General features: G+C 64.9%; 18 protein-coding genes and 2 riboswitches. Of the genes, 9 read left to right on the forward strand and 9 right to left on the reverse strand.

The features are described from left to right. Window positions 1-39 precede the first annotated feature (39 nt). The 4 genes from AC2CQI_RS06805 to cobW are packed head-to-tail and all read right to left on the reverse strand — an operon-like array spanning window position 40 to window position 6,534. Window positions 40-702, reverse strand: coding sequence for a vWA domain-containing protein (locus AC2CQI_RS06805; protein ID WP_484580593.1), 663 nt, complete (start codon window positions 700-702; stop codon window positions 40-42). After that, window positions 699-1,697 carry a magnesium chelatase ATPase subunit I gene (locus AC2CQI_RS06810; protein ID WP_484579632.1) on the reverse strand — a complete coding sequence of 333 codons (999 nt, stop codon included), beginning with the start codon at window positions 1,695-1,697 and terminating at the stop codon, window positions 699-701. Before AC2CQI_RS06810 ends, AC2CQI_RS06805 begins: the two co-directional genes overlap by 4 nt. A gap of 1 nt (window position 1,698) precedes the next feature. Next, window positions 1,699-5,460: a cobaltochelatase subunit CobN gene (cobN, locus tag AC2CQI_RS06815; protein ID WP_484579633.1), complete on the reverse strand. Its 3,762-nt coding sequence runs from the start codon at window positions 5,458-5,460 to the stop codon at window positions 1,699-1,701. 3 nt (window positions 5,461-5,463) lie between these two features. Beyond that, window positions 5,464-6,534, reverse strand: coding sequence for a cobalamin biosynthesis protein CobW (gene cobW, locus AC2CQI_RS06820; RefSeq protein ID WP_484579634.1), 1,071 nt, complete (start codon window positions 6,532-6,534; stop codon window positions 5,464-5,466). Between the two features lie 95 nt (window positions 6,535-6,629). After that, a riboswitch (cobalamin riboswitch) is annotated at window positions 6,630-6,826 on the reverse strand. Between the two features lie 56 nt (window positions 6,827-6,882). Continuing rightward, window positions 6,883-7,099: riboswitch (cobalamin riboswitch) on the forward strand. A 100-nt stretch (window positions 7,100-7,199) separates the two neighbouring features. Between cobW and AC2CQI_RS06825 the strand changes: the two genes are divergently transcribed. From AC2CQI_RS06825 to AC2CQI_RS06845, 5 genes are all read left to right on the forward strand, one after another. Continuing rightward, entirely contained in the window at window positions 7,200-7,388 is a 189-nt protein-coding gene (locus tag AC2CQI_RS06825; protein ID WP_075802997.1) for a CbtB domain-containing protein, read from the forward strand. 10 nt (window positions 7,389-7,398) lie between these two features. Beyond that, window positions 7,399-8,097 carry a CbtA family protein gene (locus AC2CQI_RS06830; RefSeq protein ID WP_484579635.1) on the forward strand — a complete coding sequence of 233 codons (699 nt, stop codon included), beginning with the start codon at window positions 7,399-7,401 and terminating at the stop codon, window positions 8,095-8,097. After that, entirely contained in the window at window positions 8,097-8,522 is a 426-nt protein-coding gene (locus AC2CQI_RS06835) for a cobalamin biosynthesis protein (protein WP_075802999.1), read from the forward strand. Before AC2CQI_RS06830 ends, AC2CQI_RS06835 begins: the two co-directional genes overlap by 1 nt. Window positions 8,523-8,551: 29 nt before the next feature. Further along, window positions 8,552-9,298 carry a precorrin-4 C(11)-methyltransferase gene (gene cobM / locus AC2CQI_RS06840; RefSeq protein ID WP_484579636.1) on the forward strand — a complete coding sequence of 249 codons (747 nt, stop codon included), beginning with the start codon at window positions 8,552-8,554 and terminating at the stop codon, window positions 9,296-9,298. 69 nt (window positions 9,299-9,367) lie between these two features. Continuing rightward, window positions 9,368-9,613 (forward strand): DUF1272 domain-containing protein, encoded by a 246-nt coding sequence (locus AC2CQI_RS06845; RefSeq protein WP_075803001.1) that lies wholly within the window; start codon window positions 9,368-9,370, stop codon window positions 9,611-9,613. A 115-nt stretch (window positions 9,614-9,728) separates the two neighbouring features. Here the strand turns inward: AC2CQI_RS06845 and AC2CQI_RS06850 are convergent, their stop codons facing one another. Continuing rightward, window positions 9,729-10,025: a hypothetical protein gene (locus AC2CQI_RS06850; protein WP_075803002.1), complete on the reverse strand. Its 297-nt coding sequence runs from the start codon at window positions 10,023-10,025 to the stop codon at window positions 9,729-9,731. Between the two features lie 165 nt (window positions 10,026-10,190). Further along, a complete protein-coding gene (gene hpaR, locus AC2CQI_RS06855; RefSeq protein ID WP_484579637.1) occupies window positions 10,191-10,613 on the reverse strand; it encodes a homoprotocatechuate degradation operon regulator HpaR in 423 nt (140 codons plus the stop codon). A 376-nt stretch (window positions 10,614-10,989) separates the two neighbouring features. On the opposite strand from hpaR, the gene AC2CQI_RS06860 reads away from it, so the two are divergent. After that, window positions 10,990-11,802, forward strand: coding sequence for a gamma-glutamyl-gamma-aminobutyrate hydrolase family protein (locus tag AC2CQI_RS06860; protein ID WP_484579638.1), 813 nt, complete (start codon window positions 10,990-10,992; stop codon window positions 11,800-11,802). Between the two features lie 204 nt (window positions 11,803-12,006). Here the strand turns inward: AC2CQI_RS06860 and AC2CQI_RS06865 are convergent, their stop codons facing one another. Together AC2CQI_RS06865 and thpR are read right to left on the reverse strand one after the other, a co-directional pair. Beyond that, window positions 12,007-13,035, reverse strand: a complete 1,029-nt coding sequence (locus tag AC2CQI_RS06865; protein WP_484579639.1) for a hypothetical protein — start codon at window positions 13,033-13,035, stop codon at window positions 12,007-12,009. Window positions 13,036-13,084: 49 nt separating this feature from the next. Further along, window positions 13,085-13,642, reverse strand: a complete 558-nt coding sequence (gene thpR / locus AC2CQI_RS06870; RefSeq protein WP_484579640.1) for an RNA 2',3'-cyclic phosphodiesterase — start codon at window positions 13,640-13,642, stop codon at window positions 13,085-13,087. Window positions 13,643-13,742: 100 nt separating this feature from the next. Here thpR and AC2CQI_RS06875 point away from each other — a divergent pair, with 100 nt between their 5' ends. Continuing rightward, window positions 13,743-14,183 (forward strand): GNAT family N-acetyltransferase, encoded by a 441-nt coding sequence (locus tag AC2CQI_RS06875; RefSeq protein WP_484579641.1) that lies wholly within the window; start codon window positions 13,743-13,745, stop codon window positions 14,181-14,183. A gap of 306 nt (window positions 14,184-14,489) precedes the next feature. Here the strand turns inward: AC2CQI_RS06875 and AC2CQI_RS06880 are convergent, their stop codons facing one another. Next, a complete protein-coding gene (locus AC2CQI_RS06880; RefSeq protein ID WP_484579642.1) occupies window positions 14,490-16,049 on the reverse strand; it encodes a methyl-accepting chemotaxis protein in 1,560 nt (519 codons plus the stop codon). Between the two features lie 396 nt (window positions 16,050-16,445). Here AC2CQI_RS06880 and AC2CQI_RS06885 point away from each other — a divergent pair, with 396 nt between their 5' ends. Both AC2CQI_RS06885 and AC2CQI_RS06890 read left to right on the forward strand, forming a co-directional pair. Then, complete coding sequence (locus tag AC2CQI_RS06885) at window positions 16,446-17,210, forward strand: hypothetical protein (protein WP_484579643.1); 765 nt, start codon at window positions 16,446-16,448, stop codon at window positions 17,208-17,210. A 542-nt stretch (window positions 17,211-17,752) separates the two neighbouring features. Continuing rightward, window positions 17,753-18,079: a hypothetical protein gene (locus AC2CQI_RS06890; protein ID WP_484579644.1), complete on the forward strand. Its 327-nt coding sequence runs from the start codon at window positions 17,753-17,755 to the stop codon at window positions 18,077-18,079. Window positions 18,080-18,208 lie beyond the last annotated feature (129 nt).

Consider the following 18,208-nt stretch of genomic DNA (forward strand, 5'->3'; position numbering starts at 1 on the left):
AAACTTGAGGCTTATTGTCGCTGCGACACTTCACCGCCGTTAGCCTTCGCGCAACTCGTCGATATGCCGGTATTGTGCCTGCAAACTTTCCGCAAGCTGCCGGGCCCGCCCCAGACGGATCGGTGCACTTTCCATATCGAGCAATAAAGTGCAGCAGGGCAGCGCTTGAAGTTGTCTATCAATCGTCAACCGTCCGTCGGTGAGCAGCAGGCATCGCTGCATTTCGCCGGGAAATTGCCGTTGTCGACGCAGCAGCCACTGTCGCGCTTCCTCCAGCGCCGCCAGCAACGGCGTACCACCTCCCGCCCCCAGCTCCACCAGCCACGGCTGTAAAGCCGCCGAGGCTTTCAGGCCATGACGCTGCCAGCGCGGCGTGTTGCCGCTGGCCGTCAGCAAGGCCAGGCGTGCCCGGGCGCGGTAAGCCTGATCGAAGAAATGCGCCAGCACGCCCTTGGCCTTGCTCAATGCCTGGTAGCGCCGGGTCGAGGCCGAAACGTCGACAATCACCAGCCACAGTTCGGGATGCGCGGCATTGCGCTGGATCCAGCGCAGGTCGCCGCGTTGCCGTGGCCGGCCGTTAAGCAGGGTCGCCGGCCAGTCGACCTTGCCCTGCCCCGCGCTGCGCCCGCGGCCACGCGGGCCCTGGTCGAGCCTGCCGGCCTTGGGCCTGGCATCCGCGCTGGCGCGGGCACGGATGCTCAGGGCTTTTTTGGCCAGGTCGGGACCTCGCGCCGGGCCCCGGTGGCCACTGGCTGGGCCGGCATTTCACCCCACTGCCCGGCTTGCGCTGGCGGCGATGGCTGCGCCTGGCCGTTCGCTGTTGCCGGTGGCTGGCTGCCAGTGGACGGTTCCTGGCGACGATGACGCAGGGCGAACTCGGCCACCGCCTCGATATCCGCGTCCTCGATCCGCTCGCCACCCCGCCAGGCCGCATGGGCCCGGGCGGCACGCCACCAGACCAGGTCGGCGCGCAGACCATCCACGCCGGCAGCGAAGCAACGTTCGGTGATCAGGGCGAGGGAGCGATCGTCCAGTTCGATGCTTGCCAGGCGCTGGCGAGCGTTCTGGCAGCGCTGGCGCAGCGCGGCCTGGGCCGGCGCCCAGTCGGCAAGGAAGCCGGCGGGATCGCTGTCGAAGGCCAGGCGCCGACGCAGGATCTGCCCCCGGGCCTCGGGCAGCGGCTGTCCGTGCAGGGCCACATTGAGGCCGAAACGGTCGAGCAACTGCGGACGCAGCTCACCTTCTTCCGGGTTCATCGTGCCGATCAGCACGAAGCGCGCACTGTGCCGATGGGACAAGCCATCACGCTCGATCCGGTTGGTACCACTGGCAGCCACGTCCAGCAGCAGGTCCACCAGGTGGTCGGCGAGCAGGTTGACCTCGTCGACATAGAGCACGCCGCCATCAGCCTTGGCCAGCACGCCCGGGGAGAACTGCGCCCGGCCCTGGCCCAGCGCGGCATCCAGGTCGAGGGTGCCGACCAGGCGCTCCTCGGTAGCGCCCAAGGGCAAGGTCACGAACGGCCCCTCGCCGAGCAGGTCCGCCAGGCCACGGGCCAGCGTACTCTTGGCCATGCCCCGTGGCCCCTCGATCAGCACGCCGCCGATCTTCGGGTCGATGGCGGTCAGGCACAAGGCCAGTTTCAGGTCCTCGGCGCCGACCACCGCCGCCAGGGGAAAGTGCAGGGGTTCAGTCATTTCAAGCCTCTTCCTCGCCGTCCAGCAGTTGTTCTTCCAGGGCTTCGCGGTACTCCCCGGGTTCCTGCCAGAGGCCGCGCTGCTGGGCCTCGATCAGGCGCTCGGTGATCTCGCGCAGCGCCTCGGGGTTGTGCTGGCGGATGAATTCGCGGGTCGCCGGGTCGAGCACATAGGCATCGGCCAGCGACTGGTAATGATGGTCATCGATCAAAAGGGTGGTGGCGTCGAAGGCGAACAGGTTGTCCACCGTCGCCGCCAGCTCGAAGGCGCCCTTGTAGCCATGGCGCTTGACCCCGTCGATCCACTTGGGATTCAGGGCGCGGGCACGGATCACCCGGTTCAGTTCTTCCTTCAGGGTGCGGATGCGTGGGCGCTCCGGCTGACTGTGGTCGCCGTGGTAGCTGGCGACGCCCTGCCCGCCCAGGGTTTCCACCGCCGCGAGCATGCCGCCCTGGAACTGGTAGTAATCGTTGGAGTCGAGCAGGTCGTGCTCGTGGTTGTCCTGGTTCTGCAGCACCGCCTGCATCTGACCCAGGCGTTTGGCGAAATGTCCACGGGCTTCGGTGCCTTCGTCGGCGCCGCCATAGGCGTAGCCGCCGTGATTGAGGTAGACCTCGGCGAGGTCCTCGCGGCTGTGCCACAGGCGTCCGTCGATGGCGTTCTGCACGCCGGCGCCGTAGGCACCCGGCTTGGAGCCGAACACCCGCCAGCCGGCCTGGCGCCGGGCCTGGTCTTCATCCAGGCCGCTGGCCAGCAGCTCGGCGCGCTCGCTGCGTACCCGGGCGGCCAGGGGGTTCATGTCGTCCGGCTCGTCCAGCGCCGCCACCGCTTGCACCGCCGCATCGAACAGCCTGATCAGGTTGCCGAAGGCGTCACGGAAGAAGCCGGAGACGCGCAGGGTCACATCGACCCGTGGCCGGTCCAGCAGGCTCAGGGGCAGGATCTCGAAGTCGTCGACCCGATGGCTGCCCGCCGCCCACACCGGGCGCACGCCCATGAGGGCCATGGCCTGGGCGATATCGTCGCCGCCGGTGCGCATCGTCGCCGTCCCCCAGACCGACAGGCCAAGCTGGCGCAAATGGTCGCCGTGATCCTGCAAGTGACGTTCGAGAATCAGGCTGGCCGAGGTGAACCCCAGGCGCCAGGCGGTGGCCGTGGGCAGGTTGCGCACATCGACGGTGTAGAAGTTGCGCCCGGTGGGCAACACATCGAGTCGCCCGCGACTCGGCGCGCCACTGGGGCCAGCCGGGACGAAACAGCCTTCGAGAGCGGACAGCACGCCGTGCATTTCCGCTGCGCCGCAACTGTCCAACTGTGGTGCGACGCGCTCGGCCAGGGCTTCGAGCACGGCGCGCACGTCATCCCACTGTGGCGCGTCCGGCAAGGCCGACTCACCGGCCAGGGTCTGCTCGATCAACTGCACCGAAAGGACTTCCAGGCGTTCGCGGGTATCCCCGGCGGTGCGCCACGGGCCGCATTCGAGGTCCGCCAGCAATGCCGGTCGCGGCCCCTGCCAGGGCTCGCCCAGTTCGCAATCCAGCGGATCGAAGCCCAGCAGCATGGCCCGGGCCAGCGCCCGTGGCAGGCTGGCATTGGCGCCACGGCCATCGCCGCGAGCCACACGCAACAACGCCGCCAGCGTATCGAGGCGCAGACGCCCCGTGGGCGACTCTCCGAACACATGCAGGCCATCGCGGATCTGCGATTCCTTGAGGTCGCACAGGTAGGTGTCCAGGCGCGGCAGCCACACCGCCGCATCGTCCAGCGCGCCGTCCAGTTGCAGCTCGCGGTCGATATGGTTGTCGCGCACCAGTTGCAGGATTTCTTTCTGCAATTCCACGGCGCGGCGCGGGTCCAGCAGTTGCGCCTCGTAGTATTCGTCGGCCAGGCGCTCCAGGTTGCGCAGCGGGCCGTAGGTCTCGGCGCGGGTCAGGGGTGGCATCAGGTGGTCGATGATCACTGCCTGGGTACGGCGCTTGGCCTGGGCGCCCTCGCCCGGGTCGTTGACGATAAAGGGATAGATATTCGGCAGCGGCCCGATCAGTGCATCCGGCCAGCACTGCGCCGATAGCCCGACGCCCTTGCCCGGCAGCCATTCCAGGTTGCCGTGCTTGCCGACATGGATCAGCGCATCGGCGGCAAAGCCATGGCGCAGCCAGAAATAGAAGGCCAGGTAGCCATGGGGCGGGACCAGGTCGGGGTCGTGGTACACCGCGCTCTGGTCGAGCTGGTAGCCACGGGCCGGCTGGATGCCGACGAAGGTCAGGCCCAGGCGCAGGCCGGCGATCATCATCCGCCCGCCACGGAACATCGGATCCTGCGCAGGCTCGCCCCAGCGCTCGCGCACTGCCTGCTGGTTGGCCTCGGGCAATTGCGCGAAGGCCGCCAGGTAGTCGTCCAGGGCCATGCTTTGCATGCACGGGCGCTGGTCGAGGCTGTCGAGGTCGTTGCTGACGCCGCCGAGCAGGTCGTGGATCAACTGGGTGCCGCTGTCCGGCAGGTCGCCCACCGGGTAATCCTGTAGTTTCAAGGCCCGCAGGATATTCAGTGCCGCCGCCGGGGTGTCGAGGCCGACGCCGTTGCCGATGCGGCCATCCCGGGTCGGGTAGTTGGCCAGCACCAGGGCCACGCGCTTCTGCTGATTCGGCAGGCGTGCCAGCTCGCACCAGCGCCGCGCCAGTTCGGCGACGAAGTCCATGCGCTCGGGCTGCGGCCGGTAGCAGACCACGTCGGACTGGCTGCGCTCGCTGCGCCAGGCCAGGTCCTTGAAGCTGATCGGCCGGGTGATGATGCGTCCGTCCAGTTCCGGCAAGGCGATATGCATGGCCAGGTCGCGGGCACCGAGGCCCTGCTCGCTGGCCTGCCAGCCGGGTTCGTTGTCCTGGGCGCAGATCGCCTGCAGCACCGGGATATCCCGGCGGAACGGGCGCAGGTGCGGCTGTTCCGGGCTGGACTGGGCGAAACCGGTAGTGTTGATGATCAGCGCGGCAGCGGTTTCGTCCAGCCAGTCCTCGACCTGGGCCAGGCAGCCGGCCTCCTTGAGGCTGGCCACGGCGATCGGCAGCGGATTCAGCCCGGCGCCTTGCAGCCGCTCGCAGAACACATCGATAAAGCCAGTGTTCGCCGCCTGCAGATGGGAGCGGTAGAACAGGATCGGCACGACCGGTCGCCCAACATGCCAATCAGCGCGCCAGTGGCCCATTCCGGCCTCGGCATGACGCGGGTGGTACAGGCTGGTACGCGGCAGTTGCCGTGGCTCGTCCCAGCGGTAATCGCGCCCCAGCCAGGTATTGGCGAGGCAATTGAACAGGTTCAGGGCATTGGCCTTGCCGCCCTGGCGCAGGAAGTGCCAGAGGCGCTCGGCCTGCTCGGCAGCGACGTTGCCCAGGCTGCTCAGCTCCGGGTCCGGGCGGTCGTCACCCGGCACCAGGATCAGCTTCACGCCACGGGCCGCCAGCTCGACCAGTTGCTCGACGCCATAGCGCCAATAGCCGATGCCGCCATGCAGCGACACCAGGATCACCTTGGCATGGCGCAGCACCTCGTCGACATACAGGTCGACCGAGGCGTGGTTCTGCACCTGCATGGGGTTGGCCAGGCGCAGGCTGGGGTAATCCTCCGGCAGCTCGCGGGCAGTTTCCGCCAGCAGCGCCAGGTGCGAATCACCGCTGCAGAGAATCACCAGCTCGGCCGGGGTCTGGCCGAGGTCGGCAATGCTGTCGTCCGGCACGAAGCCGCCGGGCTGGGTCCGCAGCAGGTGCATGGATCAGGCGCCCAGGGCAGCGCGCAGGCGTGCTTCCAGAGCAGCGGCATCCAGGTCCTGGCCGATCAGCACCAGGCGGGTGATGCGCGCTTCGTCGCTGCGCCAGGCGCGGTCGAAGTGCTTGTCGAAACGGGTCCCCACGCCCTGGATCAGCAGGCGCATCGGCTTGCCCGGAATCGCCGCGAAACCCTTGACCCGCAGGATGCCGGTGTCGGTGACCAGTTGGGTCAGGGCATCCAGCAGCAGGCTTTCGTCGGCTTCCGGCAGGTCGAGGGAGATGGAGTCGAAGGCGTCGTGGTCGTGATCGTCGTGGTCATCGTCGCCGTCATGGTGCGAATCGTGGTGGGTGCGGCGGCCGTCGATATGGGCCTCCGACTCGGCACCCAGGCCCAGCAGCACTTCCAGCGGCAGCACGCCCTTGCTGGCTTCGACCACCTTGACCGCTGGCGGCAGCTCCTCTTCCACCTCGGCGCGCACGGCGGCCAGGGCTTCAGGGGCGACCTGGTCACACTTGTTGAGGATCACCAGGTCGGCGCTGGCCAACTGGTCGGCGAACAGCTCGTGCAGTGGCGATTCGTGGTCCAGGTTCGGGTCCAGCTTGCGCTGGGCATCGACCTGGTCGGGGAAGGCAGCGAAGGTGCCGGCGGCCACGGCCGGGCTGTCGACCACGGTGATCACAGCGTCGACGGTGCAGGCATTGCGGATTTCTGGCCACTGGAACGCCTGGACCAGTGGTTTGGGCAAGGCCAGGCCGCTGGTTTCGATGAGGATCTGGTCCAGGTCGCCACGGCGCGCCACCAGTTCGCGCATCACCGGGAAGAACTCTTCCTGTACGGTGCAGCACAGGCAGCCGTTGGCCAGTTCGTAGACGCGCCCGTTGGCCTCTTCCTCGGTGCAGCCGATGCTGCATTGCTTGAGGATCTCGCCGTCGATGCCCAGTTCGCCGAATTCGTTGACGATGACCGCGATGCGGCGGCCATTGGCGTTGTCCAGCATATGGCGGAGCAAGGTGGTTTTGCCCGAGCCGAGAAAGCCGGTGACGATGGTAACGGGGAGTTTGGCCAGTGTTTTCATGTCGGATGCCCTTGGCAGCATGGCGGGCATGGGGGACGGAGGCCAGGAACCGTGCGGTCTGGACGCGTTCGCCACCGGATCACCCCGCCCGGTTAATGTGGAAGCTGGTCGAGGCAGGTCTCCTGGCTTGCGCCGTGTCCTCGGGACGCCATCGACGCCTTCCCGCCTTTTATGCTCGGCAGTGGCACTGGTCGATGGACTCGGCACTTACAGTTGCGGGGGCAGCCGCGGCTTGCCGCGTTCCCGTCTTAGCTCCGACCCGCGTCGGAGAACCTCGAACCGGCAAGGCTACGCAGTGCCCGGAAGCCGGTCAACCGCTGTATTGACGGATGTCAACGCGCGTGATTACCTAGCGCGATTCGTTTGGGTGCCTTTTTTATTACAAAAGGTGAAACGGGAAACCGGTGCGCTGTGATCGTCAGGTCCAGTCATTCCGGTGCTGCCCCCGCAACGGTAAGCAAGGAAAGCGTCTGATCCACTGTGCCAGCAGTCCGGCATGGGAAGGAGACGCCTCGGCCAACAGCCCCTTGCAAGCCCGGAGACCGGCCCATGACAGATTTGACCAAACCCGCGGTGGGCGGGCGACGTTGCAACGCCTGGGTGCCCCGCATCCAGGCGTTCTTCGCGCTTGCCTGTTGCCCGAACAACACCAAGAGGAAAGCGCCATGCCCGTCATCAGTACCGCCAGCCACGCCAGCAGCACCTCCACCACCCTCAGCCAGCGCATCGTCGCGGCCGTCAGCGCTTCGGTACTGGGCCTGTGCCTGGTCTACTTCGCCGGCTTCTCGCATATCGAAGCGGTGCACAACGCCGCCCACGACACCCGCCACAGCGCCGCCTTCCCCTGCCACTGAGGCCCGACCCATGTTCACTCGCATTGCCCGCACCGCGGGCTTTACCGGTCTGCTGGCGGCCGTGCTGCTGACCTTGCTGCAAAGCTTCTGGGTCGCGCCGCTGATCCTCAAGGCGGAAACCTACGAGAACTCGGCGCCGGCCGAGGTCCATGAGCATGAGCACGCCGGCGCGACCGCAGCGGGCGAAGGTCATCACCACGATGCCGAAGCCTGGTCGCCGGAAGATGGCTGGCAGCGCGTGCTGTCCACCACCGGCGGCAACCTGGTGGTCGCGGTGGGCTTCGCCTTGTTGTTGGCGGCCATGTACACCCTGCGCAATCCGGGCAGCGTCGGGGTCGGCGCACTCTGGGGCCTGGGCGGTTTCGCCGTGTTCTGCCTGGCGCCGAACCTCGGCTTGCCACCGGAGCTGCCGGGTACCGCCGCAGCCGACCTGGCCCAGCGCCAGTTCTGGTGGGTTGGCACCGCCGCTGCCACCGCTGTCGGCCTGGTGTTGATAGTGTTTGCAGGCAACTGGGTGCTGAAAATCGCCGGCCTGATCCTGCTGGCGATTCCCCATGTGATCGGCGCCCCGCAGCCGGACGTCCATGAAAGCCTGGCACCGGAAGCCCTGGAATCGCAGTTCATCGTCGCTTCGTTGCTGACCAATGCCGGTTTCTGGCTGGCCCTGGGCCTGATCAGCGCCTGGCTGTACCGGCGGCAGTCCGCCTGATGGCCGTCCCGTCCGGCGTGGCAGCGTTGTACGCCGGGCTGGGCTGCCGCCGTGGTGCCCCGGCCAGTGAGCTGGCCGGGCTGCTGCGGGATGTGATGCAATCGCGCAACCTGCCTTTCGCCGCGCTGGTTGCTCTTGCCAGCATCGATCTCAAGCGCCAGGAACCCGGCCTGCTGCAGCTGGCTGCCGATCTCGGCCTGCCCCTGCACTTCTTCAATGCCGTGCAACTCGCCCCGTATACCCCGCGCCTGAGCCATCGCTCGGCCATCGCCTTTCAACACAGCGGCTGTTATGGCGTAGCGGAAAGCAGCGCCCTGGCCCTGGCCGAGCAGCTTGACGGCGGGCTGGCCGAGCTGCGCGTCGAGCGCATCGTGCGCGACGATATGACCCTGGCATTGGCCTGGATCCCTGCTTCTGGCGGATAATCCGCCCTTCCGTTTTCCAGAGACCTCCCATGACCGTCTATTTCATCGGCGCCGGCCCCGGCGATCCGGAGCTGATCACCGTCAAGGGCCAGCGCCTGATTCGCCAGTGCCCGGTCATCATCTATGCCGGCTCGCTGGTGCCCGCCGCCGTGCTCGACGGGCATAACGCCGAGACCCTGATCAACAGTGCCGAACTGCACCTGCAACAGATCATCGAGGTGATCGCCGCCGCCCATGCCAAGGGCCAGGACATCGCCCGGGTGCACAGCGGCGACCCCGGCCTGTATGGCGCCATCGGCGAGCAGATCCGCCACCTGCGCGAGCTGGAGATTCCCTACGAGATCGTCCCCGGGGTCACGGCCACGGCGGCCAGCGCCGCCCTGCTCGGCTGCGAACTGACCCTGCCGGATATCGCCCAGAGCGTGATCCTCACCCGCTTCGCCGATTCCTCGCCGATGCCCGAGGGCGAAGCGCTGGCCAGCCTGGCCAGCCACAAGACGACCATGGCGATACACCTGGGAGTGCGCCATCTGCCAAGGATCGTCGAGGAGCTACGCCCGCATTACGGCGGTGACTGCCCGATCGCCGTGGTGCACCGGGCTACCTGGCCGGATCAGGACTGGGTGCTGGGAACACTGGACGACATCGTCGAGCTCACGGCGGCCAAGGGCTTCCGGCGTACCGCGCTGATCCTGGTGGGCCGGGTGCTGGCCAGCGACAGCTTCAGCGAATCGGCGCTGTATCGGGCGGGGCATGCCCATCTGTACCGGCCTTGAGACGTATTGCATTGCTATCACCGTGCCTGCACATTAGGACGACCACCACCCAAGAAAGGATTTCCCCCGATGCTGGAACTTCGTCCTTGCTGCGAATGCTGCGCCACGGCACTGCCGGGCGACAGCCGTGACGCGATGATCTGCTCGTTCGAGTGCACCTATTGCCGTAGCTGCGCGGACGATCAACTGAAGGGCAAGTGCCCGAATTGCGGGGGTGAATTGCAACCGCGACCGGCGCGGGTCGGGGAGAAGCTGGTGAAGAATCCGGCGACGACGGTGCGGACGGTGAAGGCCGAAGGCTGTCCTGCACACTAGAAGCTTATGGTGTTGCTGATGGCCTCATCGCTGGCAAGCCAGCTCCCACAGGTAGTGTGTGCACCGCAAACCCTGTGGGAGCTGGCTTGCCAGCGATCAGGCCATCGAATTCACATCAATGCGCCTGCATCTTGCTCTTGATGAACCCCACCACCCAGGTCAGCACCGCACCACCGGCGCCACCGCCGATCACGCTGCTGATAATGGCTGGAATATCCAGGGAACCTTCCGCGCCGGCCTGGGCCAGGGACTGATCGCCGGTCAGATGGGCCAGCACCTGCCCCACCACCACGCCACCGACCCCACCAAGGACACTGTTGAGCACCGGGCCCATGCCCTCCTTGCTCAACCCCGCCGCGTTGCCGCCAATCACACCCGCGATGACTTGCACAACCAGACTGATGATATCCATTGCAATAGCCTCTCTTAGCGTCTGCAAGAACGCCTCGCGTGCGGGCTACTGCGGATACGGCACTACAACGGGCATCGAGACGTCGAAGTCCGACCGACGACAGCAGGCTGTGGCGGATACCCGACAGTATATGTAGGACTTTTTACTTGCGCGAATAACCTGCGATCAAGGCTTGACGCTCTTCAGCTCGTTCAGCAAACCCAGCAGTGTCTGCAGCTTCTCGTCGCCGAACTGCTCGAGGATGCGCTGGTAGTTGCGCTCCATATCCTCGCTCATGGCGATGAAGCACTGCTGGCCCTGCTCGGTCAGGCCGACGAAGACCCGGCGCTGGTCGGTGCTGGACTTCTTGCGGCGCACCAGGCCGTCGCGCTCCAGGCGGCTGAGCACGCCGGTCATGCTCGGCTTGAGGATGCAGGCCTGCTCGGCCAGTTGATGGCTTTCCAGCTCACCCTGCTGGCGCAGGATGCGGATCACCCGCCACTGCTGCTCGGTCAGGCCATGTTCGTTGAGGGAGGGCCGGAAGAAGGCCATGGCGGCTTCCCGGGCTTGCAACAGGGTGAGGGTCAGGGACGGTCTTGGTTTCGGCATGGTCAGACTGATATCAACGGTGATTGTGCAGCTTAAGAGCCGGGCTTTCGGGCTGCAAGCGCCGCTGTACTACCGCGCCGGCGAACCCTGCGCACTCGTCAAATATATTGAACTGACGCGTGCGTAAAACATCACGCTTTCACCCGAATTTTCAATGGCTTAACCGATAAATCGTAGTCCAAATGTTAAGAAATACGGACACAGAAACGTGAATCCGCTTGATATATTTAACGGCTCTGGCAAGCTATGGGGCAGGTTTCGACCGGGAATCGACCTTCGCGTGCATCCCGGCAGTGCTCGAAACCTCAGGCAGCGCCAGGTCCGAACCGGCGCGCCTGCACAACAATGACAGGCCGCGCCTGTCCCAAGGTGACATATGCCCAACAGCAACATTGGCAATAAGAATCAGAAATCCCGCAAACCCGTGGTCCTGATGACCATGGGCACTCAAGAACGCAAGGGTCACGACTACCAGGTGATGACCCACAAGTACATCGTCCCCCTTGTCGAACACGCTGACTGCGTCCCGGTCCTGGTACCCACCTGCTGCGGCGTGGAAGACCTCGAGCAGTACCTGGACATGGCCGACGGCGTGTACCTGACCGGCGCCGGGAGCAACATCGACCCGGCCCTCTACGGCCAGGAAAACGAAACCCCGGGCAAGGCCCAGGACCGTGACCGCGACCTCTTCGACCTGCCGCTGGTGCAACTGGCGATTGCCCGTGGCCTGCCGATCTTCGGCATCTGCCGTGGCATGCAGGAAATCAACGTGGCCCTCGGCGGTGATATCTACCAGAAGGTCTATGCCGAGCCAGGCTTCAACGATCACCGGGAGAACCCCGAGGATCCGGTCGACGTGCAATACGCAGCCTCCCACAGCGTGCGCCTGAAGCCGGGCAGCTGGCTGCGGGAACTGCTGCAGAGCGACGAGATCCGCGTCAACTCGCTGCATGGCCAGGGCCTGAAAACCCTGGGCGACGGCGTCGAGCCCCTGGCTCATGCCGAAGACGGCCTGGTCGAGGCGATCCATGCGCCAAGCCTGTCGCCGTTCCTGTTCGCAGTGCAATGGCACCCGGAATGGCAAGCCGCGAAGAATCCGGATTCGGTGCGGATGTTCGAGGCGTTTGGCGACGCTTGCCGGGCGCAAGCGGGAAAGAAGCAGCAGAGCAAGACTCAAAGCATTGCTTGAGATAATCATCTCAAGCAACTGATTTAAAAGGATTTTTAAATCAAAAAGGCCGTATCGAAGACACATCGATACGGCCTTTTTTGTGCGCATCGCAGCGCCACACCTCACAAATGATTTTATAAAAACGTCGTAACTCGTTGTTTTTGAATGATTTAACCGGAAATATAATCAACTTTAAGAATATCGCTCAAGCTGCTGTCTGCGCTACGGAATGGCATCCATCCTCGGCTCCATTCCCACCCTTCCCGTCAGTTCGCCTTCGATCTGCCCCGACAACGACCAGACCCCGGCCATCACCCCGGTGCCATGGTTCTCCATCAGGTTCTGCCACTCCTCGTTCAATGCCGCGTTGAGGATCACCCGCAACTGCTCGACCATCTCCGGCCGGTCGCTCTCATGCATCATCGCGCCGATCCCGGCCGAGGCCACCGAGATCGCCATCCCCGCCGCCTTGCCCACCGCTGCCGCCACGGCGCTGAGTGCGCCCCGGGGCGCCAGGGTCGCTTCCAAGCGTGTGCTGGCTTTGCTGGCCACCGATGACAGTCCATTGTCCGACGCTGTCGCATTGGCCGCGGCGGCCTTGCGAATCTCTTCGTTCAGCGCCAGCCAGGCCGGCAGCTGCACGAAGGGCTTTGCCGTGAGCACGCCGCGCAGGCTGGCGTCCCGCGCGGCAGGCGGGCCCAGGGCAATGGCGGGAATACGTTCGAGGTGCAGGGCGAACTGGTCTGGCGCAGGCCGATAGCGCTCGCCAATCCCCTGGATCTGCTGGCCGAGCAATTGCACGTACAGCTCGGTCGCACGCTCGCGGATCAGGTCGGGGTTGATCTGCTCGGCCACCGGTTCCAGAACGCGCTCGCGATAGGCGTCCTGCAGATACAGGGTCAGGCGGTTATCGGGCTGGTCGCGGTGCTGGCTCATCTTGTACCAGGCCACCCTGAGGGTCAGCCATTGCTGGGTCCAGTAGCCGGTGAACCAGGGAATGAAATTCTCTTCGGTCTGTACCTGCACCTGCTCGCGCCAGACCCGCATGGAGCGCCGTGCATAGTCCCCGGCCGACCCGGCGGCGCCGCGCGAGGCCTGGACGATCTCCCGGTCCACCTGCTGCCAGGCAGCGGGCGACAGCACAACCGGCGGTACCTCCGGCACGCGATTGCGCGAACCGCAGCCGCACAGGATCACCAGCAACGCCACAAGCCACACCCGATACAGGGAACGCCGGTTCACGATCGCCACCCCCTTCGCCACGCTTACTGGAGTATAGGAACGGCGCGGGTGCGGCGATCTAACTTCTGGCGATATCCAGCAGGGGCCAGTGCGCCAGGGGCTCGTACTTGCCCTTGGTGGACTCGTAGAGCACGAACTCCCGTGCATTCCAGCGAAACTCCGGCGCCACCGCTGCCTCGGGCACTTCGTTGCGGAAGTCCCGGGCCAGCGTCAGGTGCGGGCGAAACTCTCTTGAATCGACGACGAAGCCCAGTGGCACCAAGGCCTCCTGCAACTGGTAGACCCAGCGCAGTAGTACTTTTGGCGGTTCCTGCGTGGTCAGCACCAGCGCCTGGCTGCGCCGCCAGACCTCCAGCCGATCGAGGACCAACGGTTCCAGGCGCTCCGGCGGGCGCAGCCGTGCGGCTACTTCGAGAATCGCCGGCAACTGGCTTACACCGACTGCACCAAGAAACATCAGGGTCACATGGAAATTTCCGCTCGGTACCGGCTTGCCGCTGCGCAGGCGCAGGTCGCTACGCCAGCGCGACAGGGCCTTGCCTTGCGCCGGGGTGCAGGGCAAGGCGAAGAACAGGCGCTTGAAGGGTTCGTTGGGTCCGGGGTCGAGGCTGATCACGATAGGCTCCTTGGGTGTCTCGCGGCACTATGACTCAAGACAGCACCACCCTGCCCGGCTATCCTCGGCTGCGCCAGAAAATGACAGACAAGGAGAGCCCATGAGCCTGGAGCTGCGCGTTGCCACCCCGACGGACGTCGAAACCCTGTTCGAGATCCGCACCAGCGTCACCCAGAACCACCTGTCCCGCGAGCAGATGGCCGGGCTGGGGATCACCGCCGAGGTGCTGGCCTCGATCCTCGAAACCGAGCCCTGTGCCTGGATCGCTCACCAGGATGGCGTTGCCGTGGGGTTCGCCATGGTCGATGGCGAGGCTGGGGAGGTCTTTGCCCTGTTCATCAGGCCGGGATTTGAAGGGCTGGGGATTGGCCGGGGGCTGATGAGGCTGGCCGAGGCGTACCTGTTCCGGAACCATGAGCGGATCTGGCTGGTGACCGATGGCAATGCCGATATCAGGGCCAACGGGTTCTATCAGCGACTGGGCTGGGAGTTGGTCGGGCGGGTGGATGAGCGGGATGTGCGGTATGAGAAAGATCGCTGATTTGCGGTGTTGCTAATGGCCCTATCGCTGGCAAGCCAGCTCCCACAGGGACCGCGTGCACCGCAGATCCCTGTGGGAGCTGGCTTGCCAGCGATGAGGCCCTGAAAGCCAATAAAGAACTCAAACCGGCGAAATGGTCCCCAACGCCCCGATCACGATCGCCAGTGCCAGAAACCCGAACAGAAAAATCGCCATCTTGCCCATCACTGCCTCCACCTACCGAAAATAAACCTTGCATGGGGCCTATTCTCGGCAAGCATCTGTTTGCATAACAGATTCAGAAAGCACTGAAAAATACGGATCAGATCAGCAGCGGAAGTGCCCGACCATGCCGTGCAGACGGCTGCTGAGGTGGCTCAGCTCGGTACTCGCCGCAGAAATCTCGGCACTGGCAGTGGCCGATTCCTCGGCGGTCTCGCGCACGCGGGTCACGCTCTGGTTGATCTCTTCGGTCACCGCCGCCTGCTCCTCCGCAGCAGTGGCGATCAGCTCGCTCATCTGCTGAATATTCGACACCTGCCGGGTGATCTGCTCCAGGGCCGTGCCGGTGTCACGTACACCATTCACCGAGGCGCTGGTCTGCTCCAGGTTGGTCTGCATCATCCCGGTACTTTCATTGGCGATGTGCTGCAGCTTGATGATCAGTTGCTCGATCTCGCTGGACGAGGCCTGGGTACGCTGCGCCAGGTTGCGCACCTCGTCGGCGACCACGGCAAAGCCGCGCCCCGCCTCACCGGCCCGGGCCGCTTCGATGGCAGCGTTGAGGGCCAGCAGGTTGGTCTGCTCGGCCACCGCCTTGATCACATCGAGGATCGCGCCGATACGCCCGCATTCCTGCTGCAAACGCCCGAGGGATTCGGCGGAGATGCCCACGCCATTGGCCATTGCCTCGATCTGCCGGATCGCCTGCTGGGACATCGCCAGCACGCTGGTCACCTCATGGTCGGCGCCCTTGGCAGCACTGGCGGCCTCCTCGGAGTTGCGCGCCACTTCCTGCACGGTGGCGGCGATTTCGTTCATCGCCGTGGCGACCATGTCGGTCTCGTTGCGCTGGCTGTCGATGCCTTCGCGGGTGGTGCTGGTGATCGCTGCCAACTGCGAAGCCGAGGCCGCCAGTTGCTGCGAGCCGCAGCCGATCTGCGAGATGACGTCGCGCAGGCTGGCGGTCATGCTGTCCAGCGAGCGCAGGAGCACGCCGAGTTCGTCGCCGCGTTCGGAGTGGGTCTCGCCAGTCAGGTCGCCACCGGCGATGCGCTGGGCAGTCTTCACCGCTTCACGCAGCGGATAGACGATCTGCCGGCTGATCAGCAAGGCGACGGCAATACCACAGATGATTGCCACCAGGGTGATCACCGCCAGCAGCATATGGGTGCTCTTCACCTGCGCGGAGGCACGGTCCTCCTCGGCGTAATACAGGGCGTTGGCGCCGTCCTGCAGCTTGGAGAGCAACTGGTTGGCGGCCGTCAGCTCGGCCACCGAGCGGGCCTGCTCGCGGGCCTTGCCATAGGTTTGCAGATCAGCCTGGAGCTTCTGCGCCGCCGCCAGGTCCTGGGCCGGCCAGCGCCCTTCCCGTGCATCCAGGACAAGCTGGTCGAAACCTTCCTTGAGTTTGGCGTGGTGCTCCTGGTGCAGCGCCTGCTGCCCGGAGTCATTGGTCAGCGCCAGGCTGTAGTTGGCTTCCCGGGCGAACACGATCTCGTCGAACAGGCCGCTGATAAAGCTGATGCGCTGCAAGGATGCACTGCTGTTCTGCAGGCCGAAGCCGCCGAGCAGCGACAGCAGCAAGGCGAAGGCCAGCAGCAGGCCGAAGCCGAGGCCGAGTTTGCGGGTGACGCTGAGGTTCTTCAGCGTGAATGCCTGGAACATACCTTTCTCCAACCTGTGAGTTCGCCCTCGCCGGTCCGCAGGTGACGGTAACCGGCAAGCCTGTCTGTCATGACGCCGAAGCCAATGGGACGCGGAGCCCGTGCGAACGGCACGGGCCCTGGTGCACAGGAGTGTTCCGAAGGGGATTCACGCGCTGGGCATCCATGCGGTTCCCCAAGGGCGGGAAACCTCTTTTTGCCCGGGCTTCCAATGCCCGGCATTACCCTACTTATAGTAAGGGAATGGTAACATCCGCAAACGATTGATACCAATATGACACTATTGTCTGTTCACGGCTATTCGTCCCTTTGCAGCCGGTTCGAAAATGCTAGGCTTGGCCGCCGCCGACGGACGCCCCTGGCCCGATGACATCGGCGAACCGTCAAGGAAAGGACAATGAGCGAAAACCGAAAAGCGCTTATCGATCAAGGCGCTATGGCTACCCGCAATCTCGCTGAATGCTTGGCTGTGGACCAACGGGTACTGGCCGCCAGCGTCGCCGCGCAGGTCGACCGGAGCCTGGCCGAGGCCCTGCAAGAGGCTGCAGAAAGCAGTCGCGCGCTGGGTATTTCGAAAAAAATTGCAACAATTGGCCTGGCGTTAGGCCAATGGCTGGAAGCGACTCCCGCGCCATCCCGGGACGCTGACCTGCTGTTCAGCCACCCTTCCGATACCGTGCGTGGCTGGGCGGCCTTCGCCAATGCCTGGGCGCTACGTGACAGCGATATCGGCGAGGCTCTGCAAGGCCAGCTGCGTTTCGCCACCGACGAGCACTTCGGCGTACGCGAATGGGCCTGGCTGGCCCTGCGCCCGCAACTGGTGACGGAGCTGGAGCACAGCCTCGCCCTGCTCCAGCGCCACCATCGCGACAACGACCCGCTGATCCGCCGGTTCAGCATCGAGATCCTACGCCCGCGCGGGGTCTGGTGCGAGCATATCGCCCGCCTGAAGTCCGAGCCGGAAATCGCCGAGGCGCTGCTCGTCCCGCTGCTGGCCGAAGCCGACAAGTACCCGCAGGACTCGGTGGCCAACTGGCTCAACGACGCCAGCAAGACCCGGCCCGACTGGGTGCTCAAGCTGTTCGAGCGCTACCCGCCGGAATGCAAGGCATCAACGCGGATTTTCACCCGGGCCACCCGCAGCCTGCCGGTCAGCGCCTAGGCTTCGACGCAGTGCAACGGCTTGCTCTTCGCACTGGAGCAGTGGCGAGCCCTCCATGGCATGGGTATCTACACATCTTTTGGGCTGAGATGGCCTGTCAGTAGATCGTATGAGGGCTGACAGGTGCTTGCCATGACTCTTCTGGCGCCCTTTAGATCGAGCGCCGCCCGCGCGGCGCATCGCGGATGAATCCGCTCCCACATTTGTTGCAACGTGCCATGGCCTGTGAGATCTCCGTTGCTAGCCTTTGGAGGTTTGCGCGATGTATCGCATGGAGGCTATTGGGCTCGGCGGGATATCGAGTCGGACAAACAAGGCGGACAACTATGGCCTTACAGGCATAGGTACGTTGCAACCAATGTGGGAGCTGGCTTGCCAGCGATGCGCCGCGCGGGCGGCGCTCGATCTGGAGAACGCTGAAGATCTGTCGGCTTACGCCTGGTGGCCATCATGCGGTCTCTCGACAAGCGACGCGGGGTCACCACTGGCCTTCGGAAAAGATGTGTAGATACCCATGCCTCCATGGTCCCGCCCGTCGCGCCATGGCCGATGCAGTCGAAGGCCGTGGAGCCGATACCGCGCTGCCAAAGCTCATCGCGCCCCCCGGTGAATACACCAAGGTGCCCTGCTCCACCGCCGTGGAGTGCCAGCAGGTAGATATCGCTGCTGGCGGGGCGGTGGTCGATGTGCAGGCGGATGCCGGCGTAGTGGACTTCAGAAGTCATTTTGTCCTTGCAGGGAAATCGATCCGGATTGAAGACGGGATCGCCCGCCCACGGTGGGCGTCAATCCTGCACAACCCTAGCAAACAGGACGTTTCGGCCGCGATACAGCCTATTTCTCGTAGGCATTTTCCATGCAGCCTGTAGGCCCCTGCTGAATATCCTGCACACCACCCGTTTCGCCTTGTCCACACCCACCGCAATGCGCCAAGTTCCCCCCGAACGTAGCGCGGCCGGTCCCTGGCTCAACTGCGACCACGCACTGAATGCCCAGGC

The organism is Pseudomonas sp. P2S-1, from assembly GCF_057197725.1.

Excerpts from the sequence above, each read along its gene's own strand:
- AC2CQI_RS06875 (WP_484579641.1), top strand. The coding sequence starts at position 13,743 with ATGAGCCTGGAGCTGCGCGTTGCCACCCCGACGGACGTCGAAACCCTG.
- AC2CQI_RS06845 (WP_075803001.1), top strand. The coding sequence starts at position 9,368 with ATGCTGGAACTTCGTCCTTGCTGCGAATGCTGCGCCACGGCACTGCCG.
- AC2CQI_RS06885 (WP_484579643.1), top strand. The coding sequence starts at position 16,446 with ATGAGCGAAAACCGAAAAGCGCTTATCGATCAAGGCGCTATGGCTACC.
- AC2CQI_RS06860 (WP_484579638.1), top strand. The coding sequence starts at position 10,990 with ATGCCCAACAGCAACATTGGCAATAAGAATCAGAAATCCCGCAAACCC.
- AC2CQI_RS06825 (WP_075802997.1), top strand. The coding sequence starts at position 7,200 with ATGCCCGTCATCAGTACCGCCAGCCACGCCAGCAGCACCTCCACCACC.
- cobM (WP_484579636.1), top strand. The coding sequence starts at position 8,552 with ATGACCGTCTATTTCATCGGCGCCGGCCCCGGCGATCCGGAGCTGATC.
- cobN (WP_484579633.1), bottom strand. The coding sequence starts at position 5,460 with ATGCACCTGCTGCGGACCCAGCCCGGCGGCTTCGTGCCGGACGACAGC.
- cobW (WP_484579634.1), bottom strand. The coding sequence starts at position 6,534 with ATGAAAACACTGGCCAAACTCCCCGTTACCATCGTCACCGGCTTTCTC.
- AC2CQI_RS06810 (WP_484579632.1), bottom strand. The coding sequence starts at position 1,697 with ATGACTGAACCCCTGCACTTTCCCCTGGCGGCGGTGGTCGGCGCCGAG.
- AC2CQI_RS06890 (WP_484579644.1), top strand. The coding sequence starts at position 17,753 with ATGGCCGATGCAGTCGAAGGCCGTGGAGCCGATACCGCGCTGCCAAAG.
- AC2CQI_RS06850 (WP_075803002.1), bottom strand. The coding sequence starts at position 10,025 with ATGGATATCATCAGTCTGGTTGTGCAAGTCATCGCGGGTGTGATTGGC.
- AC2CQI_RS06835 (WP_075802999.1), top strand. The coding sequence starts at position 8,097 with ATGGCCGTCCCGTCCGGCGTGGCAGCGTTGTACGCCGGGCTGGGCTGC.
- AC2CQI_RS06830 (WP_484579635.1), top strand. The coding sequence starts at position 7,399 with ATGTTCACTCGCATTGCCCGCACCGCGGGCTTTACCGGTCTGCTGGCG.
- AC2CQI_RS06880 (WP_484579642.1), bottom strand. The coding sequence starts at position 16,049 with ATGTTCCAGGCATTCACGCTGAAGAACCTCAGCGTCACCCGCAAACTC.
- hpaR (WP_484579637.1), bottom strand. The coding sequence starts at position 10,613 with ATGCCGAAACCAAGACCGTCCCTGACCCTCACCCTGTTGCAAGCCCGG.